The sequence below is a fragment of the Streptomyces sp. CA-249302 genome, from assembly GCF_050936785.1.
Taxonomy (GTDB): Bacteria; Actinomycetota; Actinomycetes; order Streptomycetales; family Streptomycetaceae; genus Streptomyces.
In genome coordinates this window covers 3,310,578-3,325,327 of the sequence record NZ_JBNJMG010000001.1, presented here as the reverse complement: position 1 = coordinate 3,325,327, position 14,750 = coordinate 3,310,578, and the positions used below count along the sequence as shown (strand labels likewise).

13 protein-coding genes, 1 tRNA gene and 1 pseudogene are annotated in these 14,750 nt (G+C 70.2%); 7 read left to right on the top strand and 8 right to left on the bottom strand.

From position 1 onward, the window contains the following. Nucleotides 1–51: 51 nt before the first annotated feature. From ACQEWB_RS14955 to ACQEWB_RS14945, 3 genes are all read left to right on the top strand, one after another. On the top strand, nt 52–2,094 hold the full coding sequence (locus tag ACQEWB_RS14955) for a transglycosylase domain-containing protein (RefSeq protein ID WP_432831013.1): 2,043 nt from the start codon (nt 52–54) through the stop codon (nt 2,092–2,094). A gap of 123 nt (nt 2,095–2,217) precedes the next feature. Further along, the gene (locus ACQEWB_RS14950; RefSeq protein WP_432831011.1) at nt 2,218–3,501 is read left to right on the top strand and encodes a hypothetical protein; all 1,284 of its coding nucleotides are present in this window, start codon (nt 2,218–2,220) and stop codon (nt 3,499–3,501) included. Nucleotides 3,502–3,584: 83 nt separating this feature from the next. Continuing rightward, nucleotides 3,585–4,691, top strand: a complete 1,107-nt coding sequence (locus ACQEWB_RS14945; RefSeq protein ID WP_432843819.1) for an amidase domain-containing protein — start codon at nt 3,585–3,587, stop codon at nt 4,689–4,691. Here ACQEWB_RS14945 and ACQEWB_RS14940 read toward each other — a convergent pair. The 3 genes and pseudogenes from ACQEWB_RS14940 to ACQEWB_RS14930 all read right to left on the bottom strand — a co-directional run bounded on the left by ACQEWB_RS14940 (nt 4,688) and on the right by ACQEWB_RS14930 (nt 8,714). Then, complete coding sequence (locus ACQEWB_RS14940; RefSeq protein WP_432831009.1) at nt 4,688–6,082, bottom strand: hypothetical protein; 1,395 nt, start codon at nt 6,080–6,082, stop codon at nt 4,688–4,690. The genes ACQEWB_RS14945 and ACQEWB_RS14940 overlap by 4 nt on opposite strands. 81 nt (nt 6,083–6,163) lie before the next feature. Continuing rightward, entirely contained in the window at nt 6,164–6,946 is a 783-nt protein-coding gene (locus ACQEWB_RS14935; RefSeq protein ID WP_432831007.1) for a DUF4097 family beta strand repeat-containing protein, read from the bottom strand. Nucleotides 6,947–7,051: 105 nt separating this feature from the next. Beyond that, nucleotides 7,052–8,714: pseudogene (locus ACQEWB_RS14930) on the bottom strand (IS200/IS605 family accessory protein TnpB-related protein). A gap of 256 nt (nt 8,715–8,970) precedes the next feature. On the opposite strand from ACQEWB_RS14930, the gene ACQEWB_RS14925 reads away from it, so the two are divergent. After that, nucleotides 8,971–9,042, top strand: a tRNA-Val gene (locus tag ACQEWB_RS14925). A gap of 54 nt (nt 9,043–9,096) precedes the next feature. Here ACQEWB_RS14925 and ACQEWB_RS14920 read toward each other — a convergent pair. The 3 genes from ACQEWB_RS14920 to ACQEWB_RS14910 form a co-directional block, all read right to left on the bottom strand. Further along, entirely contained in the window at nt 9,097–9,318 is a 222-nt protein-coding gene (locus tag ACQEWB_RS14920; protein ID WP_432831004.1) for a hypothetical protein, read from the bottom strand. A 215-nt stretch (nt 9,319–9,533) separates the two neighbouring features. Then, nucleotides 9,534–9,878 carry a hypothetical protein gene (locus ACQEWB_RS14915; RefSeq protein WP_432831002.1) on the bottom strand — a complete coding sequence of 115 codons (345 nt, stop codon included), beginning with the start codon at nt 9,876–9,878 and terminating at the stop codon, nt 9,534–9,536. Then, nucleotides 9,862–11,154 (bottom strand): MFS transporter, encoded by a 1,293-nt coding sequence (locus tag ACQEWB_RS14910; protein WP_432843817.1) that lies wholly within the window; start codon nt 11,152–11,154, stop codon nt 9,862–9,864. The genes ACQEWB_RS14915 and ACQEWB_RS14910 overlap by 17 nt, the downstream gene beginning before the upstream one ends. Before the next feature lie 171 nt (nt 11,155–11,325). Between ACQEWB_RS14910 and ACQEWB_RS14905 the strand changes: the two genes are divergently transcribed. Both ACQEWB_RS14905 and ACQEWB_RS14900 read left to right on the top strand, forming a co-directional pair. Then, a complete protein-coding gene (locus ACQEWB_RS14905; protein ID WP_432831000.1) occupies nt 11,326–12,243 on the top strand; it encodes an aminoglycoside phosphotransferase family protein in 918 nt (305 codons plus the stop codon). Between the two features lie 67 nt (nt 12,244–12,310). Beyond that, nucleotides 12,311–12,826, top strand: a complete 516-nt coding sequence (locus tag ACQEWB_RS14900) for a GNAT family N-acetyltransferase (RefSeq protein ID WP_432830998.1) — start codon at nt 12,311–12,313, stop codon at nt 12,824–12,826. 52 nt (nt 12,827–12,878) lie between these two features. Here the strand turns inward: ACQEWB_RS14900 and ACQEWB_RS14895 are convergent, their stop codons facing one another. Continuing rightward, complete coding sequence (locus tag ACQEWB_RS14895; RefSeq protein WP_432830995.1) at nt 12,879–13,781, bottom strand: ketopantoate reductase family protein; 903 nt, start codon at nt 13,779–13,781, stop codon at nt 12,879–12,881. Between the two features lie 92 nt (nt 13,782–13,873). Between ACQEWB_RS14895 and ACQEWB_RS14890 the strand changes: the two genes are divergently transcribed. Further along, nucleotides 13,874–14,098 carry a DUF2277 domain-containing protein gene (locus ACQEWB_RS14890; protein WP_432830993.1) on the top strand — a complete coding sequence of 75 codons (225 nt, stop codon included), beginning with the start codon at nt 13,874–13,876 and terminating at the stop codon, nt 14,096–14,098. Nucleotides 14,099–14,104: 6 nt separating this feature from the next. Here ACQEWB_RS14890 and ACQEWB_RS14885 read toward each other — a convergent pair whose 3' ends face one another. Next, the gene (locus ACQEWB_RS14885; protein WP_432830991.1) at nt 14,105–14,716 is read right to left on the bottom strand and encodes a DedA family protein; all 612 of its coding nucleotides are present in this window, start codon (nt 14,714–14,716) and stop codon (nt 14,105–14,107) included. Nucleotides 14,717–14,750: the final 34 nt, after the last annotated feature.

The following is a 14,750-nucleotide window of genomic DNA, read 5'->3' as shown; positions in this document are numbered from 1 at the left end:
TGTTGTATTCGTATGTGGAGAACCTGCGAAGATCGTTGATATTTTTCGAGGGTGACCGGGACAGCACAGCGTAGTGGCCGGCCGGCTGACCACCGCCGCCCACGCCGCCGCAGGGCGGCACCCAAGCGGTCCCCCTGGAAGTCGTTACGGCAGCGTCTCGCCCCCGCGTTACGCCGTTTACGCCCCGCCTACCCCCACTCCGACCGCACCGGCTGGCGCCGCTGGCTGCCCTCCCCGCGTCAGTGGCTCGGCGGCTTCCTGGGCGCCGTCGGTCTGCTGGGCCTCTTCCTCGTCGGCGCCTACGCGGCCACCGACATCCCGCAGAACCTGAACAGTTACGCCACCCAGCAGGACAACGTCTACTTCTGGTCCGACGGCACCCCGATGGCCCGTACCGGCTGGGTGCAGCGGCAGGCGATGCCGCTGAAGGACATACCCGAGGACGTCCGCTGGGCGGTGCTCGCCGCCGAGAACGAGAGCTTCTACTCCGACCCCGGCGTCTCCCTCAAGGGCCTGACCCGCGCCCTGTGGAGCACCGTCGGCAAGGGAGTCACCGAGGGCGGCTCGACCATCACCCAGCAGTACGTCAAGAACGTCTATCTGACGCAGAACCAGACGGTGAGCCGCAAGTTCACCGAGGCGATGATCTCCCTCAAGCTCGACAACCGGATGAGCAAGGACAAGATCCTCGAGGGCTATCTGAACACCAGCTGGTTCGGCAGGGGCACTTACGGCATCCAGCGCGCCGCCCAGGCCTACTACGGCAAGGACGTCACCCACCTGAACGCCAGTCAGGCTGCCTTCCTGGCCTCGCTGTTGAAGGGTGCCGGGCTGTACGACCCCACCGTCTCCAAGGCCAACCACAAGCGTGCGGTGGAGCGTTGGTCCTGGACCCTCGACCGGATGGTGAAGATCGGCAAGCTGTCGGCGGCCGAGCGGGCCACCTACAAGAAGTTCCCCGAACCGCTCGAGTCGGCCCGCACCTACGACACCGGCAAGCAGAGCGACTACCTCGTCGAACTCGCCCAGCAGTACGCCAAGAAGGCCGCGCACATCTCGGACAAGCAGTTCGACCTCGGCGGCTACCAGATCTACACGACCTTCGACCGTAAACGGGAGACCGCGCTCACCGACGCCGTCGCCAAGGCCCGCAAGCAGGCGAAGAAGGACGACCCCAAGCTCGCGAAGACCGCCCACTACGGCGCCGCCTCCGTCGCCACCGACGGACGGATCCTCGCCGTCTACGGCGGCCCCGACCACCGTACCCAGGGCTACAACGAGTCCAACTCCAGTACCGTGCAGGCCGGTTCGGCGTTCCTGCCGTTCGTCTACGCGGCCGGACTCGAACACGGCATCCGCAAGACGCGCTCCGGACCCGTCACCCAGGTCACCCCGCAGACCCTGTACGACGGCGACGACGCGGTGCCCGTGACCACGCCCGAGGGGCCGTACTGGGACCGCAGCGGCAAGGTGGTCGCCGTGCACAACGACGAGGAGAAGTCGTACGGGCAGATCTCGCTCGGCAAGGCCCTCGCGCAGTCCGTGAACACGCCGTTCGTGCAACTCGGCATGGACACCGGCCTCGACAAGGTGAGCGCGACGGCCGAGGCGGCCGGGCTGCTCGGCTCCAGCATCGGACCCCAGGTGCCCACGCTCTCCCTCGGCAACTCCACCCCCAGCGCCATCCGGATGGCCAGCGGTTACGCCACCTTCGCCGCCGAGGGCAGACACACCGAGCCGTACTCGGTGCGCCGTGTCACCCGCAACGGCTCCACCGTCCGGCTCGCCACCCCCACAGCCGAGCGGGCGATGGGCGCCCGGGTCGCCGAGCAGGTCTCCGAGGCGCTGACGGACGCCCTCAACGGCGCCCACCCCACCGTCGCCACCCCGACCGCGGCCGGAAAACCCGGCACCACCGCCGACGACACCGCCGCCTGGTACGCCGGCAGCGCCGACTCCGTGTCGACCGCCGTCGTCGTCTACCGCATGGACCTCGCCAAATCCCTTGAGCCGCTGCCGCTCAAGGGACTCGCAGGAACGTCCGCCGACGGCGTCCCGTACGCCGTCTGGTCGGGCGCGATGGGCCTCGGCTGACCCCCGGGACCTGATGGGTCTCGGCTGACTCCCGGGACCTGATGGGCCTTGGCTGACCCCCGAGGCCCGTACCCCCCACCACCCCCCTCGCAGATTGAGCACCGCATGCCCCACGAACACCGCATGCCTCGCCAGGATCGCCCGAAGCAGCCCACCGGCCGGCGTCGCAGAGAATCGACCCGCCTCCCCGCCCGCCACGAGGTCCGCACCCTGACCGCCTTCCTCGTGGTCGCCTCGGTCGTCGCGGGCTTCCTCGTCCTGACCCGCCCGGACAACACCGAACCCGCCGCCTCCACCCGCACCAGTGCCGCACCGAGACCCTCCGCCTCCTGGGACGGGAAGACAGAGATCCTCGGCGACGGCTCCACCTCCTACACCGGCCCGCAGACAGGGGAGTTGAAGCCGGAACCGCTCAAACCCGGTGAGAAGCCACCCCAGTTCGTCGTCTTCTCCTGGGACGGCGCGCTGGAGGGCAGCGACCATCTCTTCTCCCACTACCGGGAGTTGGCGAAGAAGTACGACGCCCATATGACCTTCTTCCTCACCGGCATCTACCTCCTGCCCAAGAGCAAGAAGACCCTCTACCGGCCGCCGCAGCACAAGCCCGGCTCCGCCGCCATCGACTACCCCACCGACGAACACATCCGCACCACCCTGGAGCAGCTCCGCCTGGCCTACGAAGAGGGCAACGAGATCGGCACCCACTTCAACGGCCACTTCTGCGACACCAGGACCAGCGGCAAGTACTGGAGCGTCGACGACTGGAAGCAGGAGATCGACCAGTTCTACTCCCTGGTCGAGAACTGGAAGACCAACACCGGCTTCACGGACGTCCCCGCCCTGCCCTTCGACTTCAAGAAGGAGGTCACCGGCGGCCGCGCGCCCTGTCTGGAGGGCCAGAAGAACCTCCTGAAGGCCATGAAGAGCTACGGCTGGCGCTACGACGCGTCCTCCACCGGCGACTTCCAGATCTGGCCGTCGAAGAAGAACGGCGCCTGGAACTTCCCGCTGCAACTGCTCCCCTACGAGGGCGGCAAGTACCAGGGCCTGTCGATGGACTTCAACTTCCTCTACAACCAGTCCGACGGCGAGACGGACGGCAACCCCGCCGACTACCCCCAGTGGGAGCAGCAGACCGTCGACTCCTACATGGCCGGCTTCAACCGCGTCTACTACGGCAGCCGGGCCCCGCTGTTCATCGGCAACCACTTCGAGGACTGGAACGGCGGCATCTACATGAAGGCCGTCGACCAGATCATCAAGAACGTCTGCACGAAGAAGGGCGTCAAGTGCGTGTCCTTCAGGGAACTGGCCGACTGGCTGGACGTGCAGAAACCGGAGACCCTCGCGCAACTGCGCAGTCTGGACCCCGCGCAGTCGCCCGACTGGTCGACGGTCGTGCAATGAACCACCCCCCACTCCAAGGAGAAAACCCCGTGAGACCCAGCAAGTCCCAGGTGACCAGAGCCCGTTGTACGGCCGTCGCCGCGATGTCCCTCTCCGTCGCCCTGCTGCCGCTGACCGCCGCCAACGCGGCCCAGGCTCCGGCGCCCGCCCTCACCGCGGCCACCACCGACGCCTTCGGCCGTATCGCCGACACCGTGCTCAGCGACCGCACGGCCGCCCTGGTCGAGGGCGCCAAGCCCGGCCTGACGGCCGCCTCCGCCCTGAAGGCGACGGGCGGTGTGCGAGTGGCCGCCGCGCTCGCCAAGTCCGAGGCGAGCGCGGTGACTTCACTGCACGGCACCCGCTCCCGGCTGGCCGCGCTCGGCGAGGCCTACACCGGCGGCGACACGACGGTCACCGTCGACAGCACGCGCCTGCGGGGGCGTACCGCGACGGTCCTGATCACCGAGGCGACCACCCTCACGTACGCGAAGATACGCGGCGACGAACCCGCCACCACGGGGTTCACCGCCCACCACGAACTGGTCTTCACCGCGGCGGCGGACGGGAGTTGGCAGCTGACGCGGGAGCGTCTCACCGACCGCGGCCCGCGTCCGGTCAACGAGCCGGTGGCCGCGGCTCCGGCGGCACCGGTCCGGCCGAGCGCCGTCATCGACGCGCCGAAGTCCGCCACGACCTATCCGGCGCCGGCCAATCCGAAGAACCTCGGGTCGGGGACGACGTACAACTACGCGGCGATGGCCACGTATGCGGAGAAGTACTGGAAGAACTACAACACCGCGTACCGGCGTTACAACAACGCCGGGGGCGACTGCACGAACTACCTCAGCCAGTCGCTCTACGCGGGCGGCTGGAAGCAGGTCACCAACTCCAAGGAGGACTACGACACTTGGTACTCCGTGACGTCCGGTGAGTCCGACACCTGGATCGGGGTCAACGAGTGGTCCTGGTTCACGCAGACCACCAAGCGGACGACCGCGCTGGCCAACGCGTACCAGATGGACGTCGGTGACGTGCTCCAGATGGACTTCGACAAGGACGGGGCGAAGGACCACTCGATGATGACGACGTATCGGAGTTCGAGCGGGGTGCCGTATCTGACCTACCACGACGCGGACACGTATCGGCGGTCGTTGGCGAGTCTGATCGCTTCCTATCCGAACTCGGCGTACTACGCGTACCGCAGCTAGGAAGTCGCAGTACCGCGTGATTCCCGGATCTGCGCGACCACTCCCGCCGCCGTCCGGCGTACCGCTTCCGTCTCCGTGAGGAAGTGCCAGTAGTCGGGGTGGCGGCCCTCCAGGGCGGCGATCGCCCGCTCGAGCCGCGCCACCGCGTCGTCCAACGGGCGCGCGTGGCGCGGGTCGGGTGTCGACCGGCCCGTCATCGCCAGGCGTTGGGCGTCGCGGATCGCGAACCTCGTGCGGTCGATCTCCTGTTGGGGGTCCTTCTGCACGGCGTTCAGGCGCTGCAAGCGGTCGCGGGCCGCCGACACCGACTCGTCCGTCGTGTTGAGGAGGGCCCGGACCGTAGACAACAGGGAGGTCGCGTCCGGCCAGCGCTGGGCGTCCCGCGCGGACTGGGCCTCCCTCAGCTTGAGTTCGGCCTGACGGACGTTCTCCGCGGCCTGGTCCGGGACGTGCTGGAGGTCCTGCCAGCAGGCCGCCGAGAAACGGCGCCGCAGCTCGCTGAGGACCGGCTCGACCTGGCCGGCGCGGGTGGTCAGCGCCTGCGCGCGGGTGCGCAGCGAGACCAGGCGGTGGTCGATCTCGGCGGCCCGCTCCGGCAGCCGCCCGGCCTCCACGCGGATCGCCTCGGCCTCCCGCGCCACCCGCTCGGCCCGCTCCAGGGTCTCCGGCACACCGTGCTTCCCCGCGCCCTGGTTGAGCTTGGTCAGCTCCGGCCCGAGGGCGGCGAGACGGGCCGCGAGATCGTCCGCTTTGAGCTTCGTCTCCCGTACGGCGTCGAGGGCATTCGACGCCGCCAGCAGCCCCTGCCGTGCCCGCTCCACCGCGGGGGCGAGCCGCGCCAGCTGGGTCTCGGCCTTCCCGAGCAGCGGGCCGAGGCTGTCGCCGAAGCGGTCCAGCTCACGCTTCACGTTCGTCAGCTCGTCCTTGGCCCGGGTGAGCTCGGTACGCGCGCGTGCCGCGACCGAGGCCTCCAGGTCGTCGCGGTCGAGGTCATGGGCGTCGACGGCCTCGATGTACTGGTGCGAGGCCTCGTCGATACGGCGGCCGAGCGCCTCGAAGTCGGAGACGACCCGGCGCGCGGCGGGCGTGTCGTCGACGGCGGTGATCGTCTCTATCGAGATCCGCATGTCCCGCTGCGCGGTGTCCAGCTCGTAGAACGCGGCCGCCGCGGCGTCCTTCGCGGCCTGCGCCTCGGCCCGCTGGCCCTCGGCCCGCCCGCCGAACCAGCGCCGGGTGCCGCCGCCGGCGAACGCGGCGGGCAGCGCGAGCGCGACGACGAGGGGCAGCGCGAGGAGGGTGACGGTGTCCTTGAACGCCTGGCGGCTTGCGCGCGCCTGGCGCTGTGCGCGCGGCACCAACGGCGAGTACGGCTGCGAAGGTGTCGCCGTCACATCCCTCTCCCGTGCTGTCATCCGTCCTGGCCGGTGCCTCGTTTCATTCTCCCACCGGTTAGGGACGAACACACGGGCCGGTCAGTTCGCGGTCCGCAGTGTGACTTTTCCGTCGCCGGTACGCGCCGAAACCACGTGTGAGCTGGAGTCGGAACGGGGAACGGACACGTCCACCGACCCGTCGCCCGTCTCCGTCGTCACACGGTACGTCGCCTTGGGCAGCGCGATGGTGACGGAGCCGTCGTGACTGCGGGAGTCGACCAGGTCGGGTACGGCACCGAGTTCGAGGTCCACGGACCCGTCACCGCTCTCCGCCCGGACCCGCCTCGACGACACGTCGGCGTGCACGGAGCCGTCACCGGTCTTCAGCGTCAGCGGCCCGCTGGAGTCCGTGACATGCACGGACCCGTCGCCCGTACGAATGCTCAGCGCGTCCTCGAACCCACGCGCCCGCACACTCCCGTCCCCGTCCTCCACCTTGACCTGCACCCCGCGGGGCACCTCGATCCGATGCTTTGCCGAACAGTCGGCGACGACCCCGGAGCACTTCATCCGCAGGGTGAGCCGGTCGTCCTTCATCGTCCAGCTCACCTTGGGGTCCTTCCCCAGGGCGACGGACCCCTGGAACCACCGGGTGACCTCCACCTTGCCCGCCGCGTTCCCGTCCGCGGCGACGATCTCCAAGGCCGAGTCGTCGGAATCGACGGTCAGCGTCCGCCCCTCGAGCGCGAACGTCCGGTGATCGGGATCCTTGTCGTCCCCCGCGGACGCCCCACACGCACTGACACTCCCGGCAAGAACGACGACGACACCGGCGGCGAGTGCGACGCGAGCGGTGACGTTACGACTACGGACCCGGACCATGGCGATCTCCCCCTGAACGGTTTGTGAAGGCTCTTAGACCGTAGGGAACCGGGGACGCATGGGGGATCCGGGCAGCTCCCGGATACGAGGTGGGGATAACCGTAGCTAGGGACTGAGCGGTAGTGAGCCCTGTTGCCATGGCTCGTGCCCAGCCGAACGCCCCACACGGTGTTGGGCGTTCTGGTCCACCGCGTTCGCTCCGCGTCCGGCGCGCACGGATCGTGTCCGTGGTCCGGGGATGCGGGGGCGGCTTCCCTCGCGCCCTGGGGCACCCGGTTCGGCCTGGACGGTCCGATGCCCGTACCCATCGCTCTGGTGGGTACGGGGCGGTGCCGTCCTCCCCCAGTGCCTTAAGGGCCTGGGAGGTACCCCCATCCGGATCGGATGTCCCAGGGCGCGCCTTCCGATCGCCACGGCGGCCGCGTCGTGGCGAGATGTCTTCCTGGTCGTGGTGGTGAGGGGTTTCTGCCAGTGCTGGGCGCCCCAGCGGCTGGTGTAGGCGGGATCTACTGCGATGACGGGGATACCGAGCTCGGCCGCCATCCCGACGAGCCGGGCCCGCAACCGGGAGGTGGGCAGGCCGGAGATCAGCTTGCGGAAGCGCTTCTTGCGGCCGTGCTTCTCCCGCGTCTTCTCCGCCGTGAAGTCGAGGTTCTCGATGGCGATCGCGAGACCGTGGCGCTTGGCCCAGTGCAGCATGCGGATCAGAGCATGTCTGACCTGCGCGTCGCGGTGCGCGGCGGTGCCGGACAGGTCGTAGTCGAAGCGTCGGGGATCGCCGACGGGGTTGCCGTGCGAGTCGAGGCGCCAAACGGCCAGGTGGTCGGCGTTGGTGTCCACGCCGATCAAGCCGCCCGCGCGCGCCGCCTCCAAAGGCACGGTCTGGACTGGTGGGAGGGTCCAGGACGCGGTCAGATACCACCGGCCCCTGCCCACGTCCTCGTGGATGCGGTAGGCGACCGCCCGGTTCGCGGTGATCCGGTCGTGCCACTGGTCGCCCCGGTGCGCGAACCGCACCCGGGCGGCCAGGACGTAGCGGCCGTGCGGGGCGTTGGCCAGATGCGCCAGCGGCGCGGGGAGCTTGAAGGAGACCTCGCCGTCAGGAGTGACGCGGATGGTCTCGTTGCCGAACCGCTTCCCGGATTCGCCGTCCGCTGCCAGGAACCGCCTCCCAGCCTGCCACCGCTGGCGCCATTCGGCCTCGGTGAGCTGCGCTGCCTGGAGGTGGTGGCGAGTGTTCAGCATTTTCTTGCCGCCCCGTACTACATGCAAGACCCCTGCTTCCCGGTCCGCCCGCACCGTCTGGAAGCCGGTCTTCGAGCGCGTGCAGGCGGCGGGACTTGGCGAACCACTCCTGCCGTGAGCGGTAGCCGCCCGGAGCCTGTTTCGTTCCCTTCCCGCCCAGCGGCACAGACAGCCGGTGTGCGATCGTCGCGATCCCGGTCTCAAGGCTCTGGATGTACGCGAGCTGACCTCGCCGGGCCAACGCCCACTGATCATGGCTGGCCTTCGTAATCGACCCGGCCCAGCGCGAGGAGGACTCCTCGGTGAGGGAGCGCTTGCGCTCGGCCCACTCCTCGCCGCTGTGGTCCGGCCCGGCCGCGCACCGAGCCTTCAGATCACGCGAGGCGAGCGTACCGAGCAGATCACCGACCAGGCGAAGCACCTTCTCGTCCGCCACCGTCAGCACCTTCAGCCGGTCACGGATCGCCACCCCGGACGGGCCGGGCACCACGAATGAAGCCGCCACCTCCCGCAACCCGCCCACCCCCCACCCTGCGCCGAAGATCCTGTCACCGGAACCAACGACCGCCATCTGCAAAGGTCACGCATTCGACCTGGGAACTCCAGTTCCTCTTCCTGTACACCTCGTACCCGCCGCGGCCCGGACGATCGCACACGCGCGCCCGAAAGTGCCTATGTGCAGGCAAACGACAGCGGCCAACCGCCGCCCCCCGCCCGGATGACCCGGATACGGGTTTGCGGGGCACCACCTCGGGCAAGGTAGGCTGTCGAATCGTCTCGGGTGCGTAGCTCAGGGGTAGAGCGCCTGCCTTACAAGCAGGATGTCGGCGGTTCGAAACCGTCCGCGCCCACCGTGTGAAGCACGAGCGAGCGGCCCCCTGGAGGAATCGGGGGCCGCTCTTGCCTTATGGGGTTGGGCCGCTGTTGCCGGACTGCTTCGGCTCGATGGCCCGTTGCGCGGTGTTCGATACGGCCCTGATCCCGAAGTAGGCCGTGGTCATCGTGCTCACCGCCGTGAAGGCGGCGGTGAGGATACTCGCCACCGTGCCCTTGTCCCCGCAGACTCTGTCGATGCCGATCCAGGCGGCCACGACGATGGCGATGTCGCCGATGACGACGGCACACATCCCCGTGAGCGCCCGGACCCGCTCCATACCCAGGCGCAGACGATTCTTGCTGACGTCCGGCTTTGTACTACCCGCTGCTGAAGTCACGGCTGTCCCCCGTCTCGTGCCGGTTGTCGAGTGGACAAGACGGTAGCGCTACGTGTTCGGATCGCCAATAGCTTCAATGGCGTAGAAGTTTCTGACCTGCGGAGATCATCGCCCCGGCAGGAGGGTCATCACTCAGCGCCACTTTTCTCTTCCTCGCGCGCGTGCTTCAGCCGCATCCGTGCCTCCACCCGGTCCCCGGACGTGACCTCGGTCCAGAAGCGGTGGGTGGTGACGAAGACCGCGAGTTCGTGTTCGCGTTGGCGGAGCTTCTCCACCTCGGCCTGTTCGTCGGGGGTCCAGCCGGGGGAGGCGGGGCGCTCCACCTTGCGCCAGCCGCCGGTGTCGCTGAAGCCGTCCAGGGGCTCGACCGACCAGGGCAGCCGCTTGAGCAGGCCCGACAGCTCGGCCCGGACCTGGTGCAGCTCCTCCTGTCCGGCGAGGAGGTCGCTCGGGAAGTCATAGGTCGTCGCCACGGCGCAATGGTACGCCTGTTCGAATTTGGGATGCGAGTTCCTTCGCGGGGTTCATGCGAACGAGTGTCCGTCCCAGCCGGGCCAGCGGAGACAGAGCCATCAGGACCGGCGAGAGCAGCATGCCCGCGGCTGCCACCAGGAGGCCGGTGCGGGTGCCCCACGCTTCCGCGAGCAGGCCGCCCAGCAGTGAGCCGAGCGGGGTCAGGCCCATGCCGACGAAGTTGATCGTCGCGGCCGCGCGGCCCTGCATCGCGTCCGGCGTGACGGTCTGGCGGACGGCCATGACCGTGACGTTCACCAGCTGGCTGAAGGTTCCGAAGGCGAAGTTGATCGTGAGGAGCGCGGGGACCGTGAGTGGGGAGCTGTCGGGTAGCACGGGTACGAACAGGAATACGCCGTCGCCCAAGGCCGCCGCGGAGACGAGTACGGCGCCGTATCCGAAGCGGGCAGGCAGGCGGGCGGCCAGCAGCGCGCCCAGGAGTGCGCCCGGCCCCGTCGCCGCGAGCGCCAGCCCGACCGCCGTACCCGACAGGTGCAGGTCTCGGGGCAGGAACAGCAGATACACGGTCATCACCGCCGCGAAGGAGAACTGGAAGACGGCCGAGGCCAGACACACGGTCCGCAGTGCGGGGTCGCCGGCGACGAAGCGGAGGCCCTCCCGGATGCGTCGCCAGATGTGGGGAGGGTACGCCTGGCGTTCCGGGACGGGTTCGCGGCGGCTGATCCGTCGTATCGACAGGAACGACAGCGCGAAGAACACCGCGCCGGAGGCAGCGGCGATCGGCGCCGACAGCACGGACACCAACGTGCCACCGAGGGCAGGGCCGCCGATCTGCGCGGCGGAACGGCTGCCCTCCAGCGCGCTGTTGCCGTGTACCAACTGATCGCGTTCCACCAGCCGTACCAACGACGCCTGGTAGGCCACGTCGAAGAACACGGACAGTGCTCCGACGACGAAGGCGACCACCAGCAGCGCCGACAGGCCGAGCCAACCCAGGAGGCCGGCCAGTGCGGCGGCGCCCAGGGCCAGGGCGCGACCGGCGTCCGTGAGCACCATCAGCGTGCGGGTCCGCCATCTGTCCACCCACGCGCCCGCGAAGAGCGACAGCAGCAGGATCGGCGCCTGGCCCACCGCGCGCAGGGCGCCCAACTGGCCGGCGGTGGCGTCGAGCGTCAGTACGGCGAAGAGCGGCAGCACCACCAGGCTTGTGTGTTCGCCCAGTTGGGAGGCGGTCTGGCCCGACCAGAGCCGGCGGAAGTCAGCGTTCCGCCACAGGCTTGAAGCAGAGGAAGTGGACGGCACTGGAACCCCCTGGGTCGCCGCGCGAACACTAACTCCCGCTCAACAGGGCACGAAAGCGATTAACGGGCGGGTGGACGGCGGGAGTTGGCCGGTCGGCCGCCAAACGGGGCTGCCTCTCGCCCCCAGCCGCTACCGTGGCTCCGCATGACCTCCACCGAGATCGACATCACCGCAGAGCTGGTCCGGGATCTGTTGCGCGACCAGCATCCGGATCTGGCCGGTCTCCCCGTGCGGCTCGGTGCGCGTGGGTGGGACAACCAGTTGTGGCGGGTCGGTGACGAGCTCGCCGTGCGGCTGCCCTGGGCGACGTCGTCCGCGGACGCGCTGTTGCGCAAGGAGCACGCCTGGGTTCCCGCGCTCGCCCCGGGTCTTCCGCTGCCGGTGCCCGTGCCGCAGCGGCTCGGTGAGCCCTCCGAGCGGTTTCCGCGGCCTTGGATCGTCACCACCTGGGTGCCGGGAACACCCGCCGACCGGGCCCCCGCCACGCGCGCCGCGGAGGCCGCCGAATCCCTGGCCGCCTTCCTGACCGCCCTCCATCGGCCCGCTCCGGAAGGGGCGCCGGTCGGGCGTGGCCGTGGGGGGCCGCCGGCCGACCATGTCGACGGGTTCGCCGGGCAGTTCGCCTCGGCCGTCGAGTCGGGGCTGATCCCCGATCCGGACGCCGTCCGCGCCGTCTGGGAGGACGCCGTCGGCGCGCCGGGGTGGGCGGGTCCGGCGGTGTGGCTGCACGCCGATCTGCACTCGGCCAACGTCCTCACCGAGGACGGCACCTTCTGCGGTGTGATCGACTTCGGCGACCTCTGCGCGGGCGATCCGGCCTGCGATCTCGCCGCCGCGTGGCTGCTGCTGCCGGACGGGGCCGTCGACCGCTTCTACGACGCTTATCGGCCCACCGCGGACCCGGCGACCCGGCGCCGCGCCCGTGGCTGGGCGGTGCTCAAAGCCCTCGCCTGCCTCCACATCGGAGAGGCCGGCGTCCACGGCCGCCCCGGCGGCAAACGCACCTGGGGGCCGCCCGCGGACGCCGCTCTGAGGAGGCTCGTCGCCACGGCCCGCCGCTGATCAGGCCGTCGTCGGGTACGGGGCTCGAGCCGGTCGCGTTGTCAGACCCGGGTTCTACTGTGGCGGTATGGACAGCGCGGATGTGGAGCGGGTGCGGTTGGTGCCCTGGTCGGACGGGGACTTCTGGCTGCTGCGGCGGAACAACAGCCCTGAGATGACCGAGCACCTGGGCGGGCCGGAGAGCGAGGAGAAGCTCGGCGCGCGGCATCGGCGGTATCAGGAGGTGGAGCCGGGGCGGATGTACCGGGTGGAGCTGGCGGAGGGCAGCGAGACCGTCGGCTCGATCGGGTTCTGGGAGAAGGAGTGGCGGGACGGGAAGGTGTGGGAGACGGGGTGGGGGGTGCTGCCCGAGTTCCAGGGGCGGGGGCTGGCCGCGGCGGCGGCCCGGGCGGTCGTGGAGGCCGCGCGGGAGGCGGGGCTGCACCGGTATCTGCACGCCTTCCCGAGCGTGGACCACGCCGCGTCGAACTCCGTGTGCCGCCGGGCCGGTTTCACCCTGATAGGGCAGGTCGACTTCGAGTACCCGAAGGGGCACTGGATCATGTCCAACGACTGGCGGGTCGACCTGCGGCAGACCGGTTGACGCCGACGCCAGGGGCGCCAACCGGTCGGTAGGGCAAGGGAGTTGACGTCCGTCAGCTCCCGCCGCCCGCCAGCTCCCGTACCACCCGCGCGGTCACCGGCACGCCCACCCCGTGCCGTTCGGCCGCGCGCAGCAACGCCCCGCCGATCGCGTTTAGTTCGAGCGCCCGGCCCGCCTCCGCGTCGCGCTGCATCGACGACTTGGTCTGCGGTGGGAAGGCGTCGTATCGGGCCAGCGCCTGGGCGGGGTCCGAGGGGCCGCCGGAGGCACGGCTCACCGCGGCCGTCTCCGACACCAGCGCGGTGAGTTCCTCGCGGTGCCGGGTGCGGACCTCGCCCAGGGGGAGCGCGTACCGGGTGGTGAGCAGGGCGAAGGGCGCCAGGAACGACATCTTGGCCCAGAGCGCCGAGGTCTCGTCGTCGAGGACGCGGGTGGTCGGACCGGCGGTGCCCAGCACAGCGGCCAGCACGTCCAGCCGGGCCCGGTCCACGCCCTCCCCGGTCAGGTCGATCTCCGCGAACGGGCTGCCGTGTTCGATCACCCCGGGCGCGACCCGGGTCGACTCGACGCGGATGACCGCCGGGGCGACCAGGTCGGCGCGGTAGCGGGCGCGCAGGGTCGCGGGGTGTTCGACGCCGTTCAGGAACGGTACGAGGAGGGCGTCGCCCAGCGCGGTCCGCGGGACGCGTTCCAGCGCGGCGTCCAGGGCGGTCTGCTTGACCGCGACCAGGCACGCGTCCACCGGCTCGCGCAGCGCGGTGTCTGCCTCGACGCGGGCGGTGAAGTCGCCGAACAGGCCGCTGCGCACGCGGATCCCGTCCGTGCGCAGCACCTCGGCGGTCTCCTCGCCGGCCAGGCAGATCACCCGGTGACCGGCCCGCGACAGCAGCGCCGCGAGCAGACCGCCGATCCCGCCGGGGCCCAGGACGGCCAGCGTGAGTTGGTCGTTCGCCATGATTCTTATGTCCCTTCGTCGGTCGGCCCCTGTCGGTGGCCGCCTCGGAAAGGATCATCGCAGGGCTGCGGGAGTTGGGGGAGACTTGTCCCATGTGCCGGAGCATCAAGACCCTTCGCCCGCCCGCGTTGCCCGAAGAGGCGACGGAGGAAGAGATCAGGGCCGCGGCCCTGCAGTTCGTACGGAAGGTGTCCGGCTTCCGGGCACCGGCCGCGCACAACCGGGAGGTGTTCGAACAGGCGGTTGACGCGATAGCCGAGGCCACGGCGGAACTGCTCACCGGGCTGGAGATAAGGGGCCAGAAGGCAACCGCGTAACAGGCGTTACGACGCCTTCACCGGCCGCCGCATCACGTAAGCCGCCCCCGCCCCCGCCCCGAACAGCGCCAGCACCGACACCCCGGTCCCCAGCCAGGTCGTGCCCAGCCACTGGCCGCCGTAATAACCGAGTGCCACGCTGTAGATCGCCCAGGTCAGACCCGCCAGTGCCGACCAGGGCAGGAAGTCGCGGGCCCGGCGGTGGGCCGCGCCCGCGCCGAGGGAGACGACCGAGCGGCCGGCCGGGGCGAAGCGGGCGAGGATGACCAGCGCGCCGCCGCCGCGGGCCAGCGCCGCGCCGAGACGTTCCTGCGCGACGGTCAGCCGGCGGGAGCGGGCGATCGCGCGGTCCAGGCGGTCGCCGCCGCGCCAGGCAAGGCGGTAGGCGACCAGGTCGCCGAGGACCGAGGCGCAGGCCGCGCAGCTGATCAGCGCGACGATGTCGGGGACCGCGTGCGGCACCTGGCCGGTCGCCGAGCCCGCGGCCGCCGCCGTGGCGGCCGTGATCACCAGTACGCCGCTCGGCAGCACCGGCAGGAACACGTCGAGCAGTACCGACACCGCCACCATGGCGTAAATCCAAGGGCTGCCCGTCAGCGACCCCACACTCTCCAGCACCACGACTCCCCGTGAACTCCCCCGTTGGCCAGAC

Excerpts from the sequence above, each read along its gene's own strand:
- ACQEWB_RS14950 (WP_432831011.1), top strand. The coding sequence starts at position 2,218 with ATGCCTCGCCAGGATCGCCCGAAGCAGCCCACCGGCCGGCGTCGCAGA.
- ACQEWB_RS14945 (WP_432843819.1), top strand. The coding sequence starts at position 3,585 with ATGTCCCTCTCCGTCGCCCTGCTGCCGCTGACCGCCGCCAACGCGGCC.
- ACQEWB_RS14935 (WP_432831007.1), bottom strand. The coding sequence starts at position 6,946 with ATGGTCCGGGTCCGTAGTCGTAACGTCACCGCTCGCGTCGCACTCGCC.
- ACQEWB_RS14920 (WP_432831004.1), bottom strand. The coding sequence starts at position 9,318 with ATGTGTGCCGTCGTCATCGGCGACATCGCCATCGTCGTGGCCGCCTGG.
- ACQEWB_RS14905 (WP_432831000.1), top strand. The coding sequence starts at position 11,326 with ATGACCTCCACCGAGATCGACATCACCGCAGAGCTGGTCCGGGATCTG.
- ACQEWB_RS14900 (WP_432830998.1), top strand. The coding sequence starts at position 12,311 with ATGGACAGCGCGGATGTGGAGCGGGTGCGGTTGGTGCCCTGGTCGGAC.
- ACQEWB_RS14895 (WP_432830995.1), bottom strand. The coding sequence starts at position 13,781 with ATGGCGAACGACCAACTCACGCTGGCCGTCCTGGGCCCCGGCGGGATC.
- ACQEWB_RS14890 (WP_432830993.1), top strand. The coding sequence starts at position 13,874 with ATGTGCCGGAGCATCAAGACCCTTCGCCCGCCCGCGTTGCCCGAAGAG.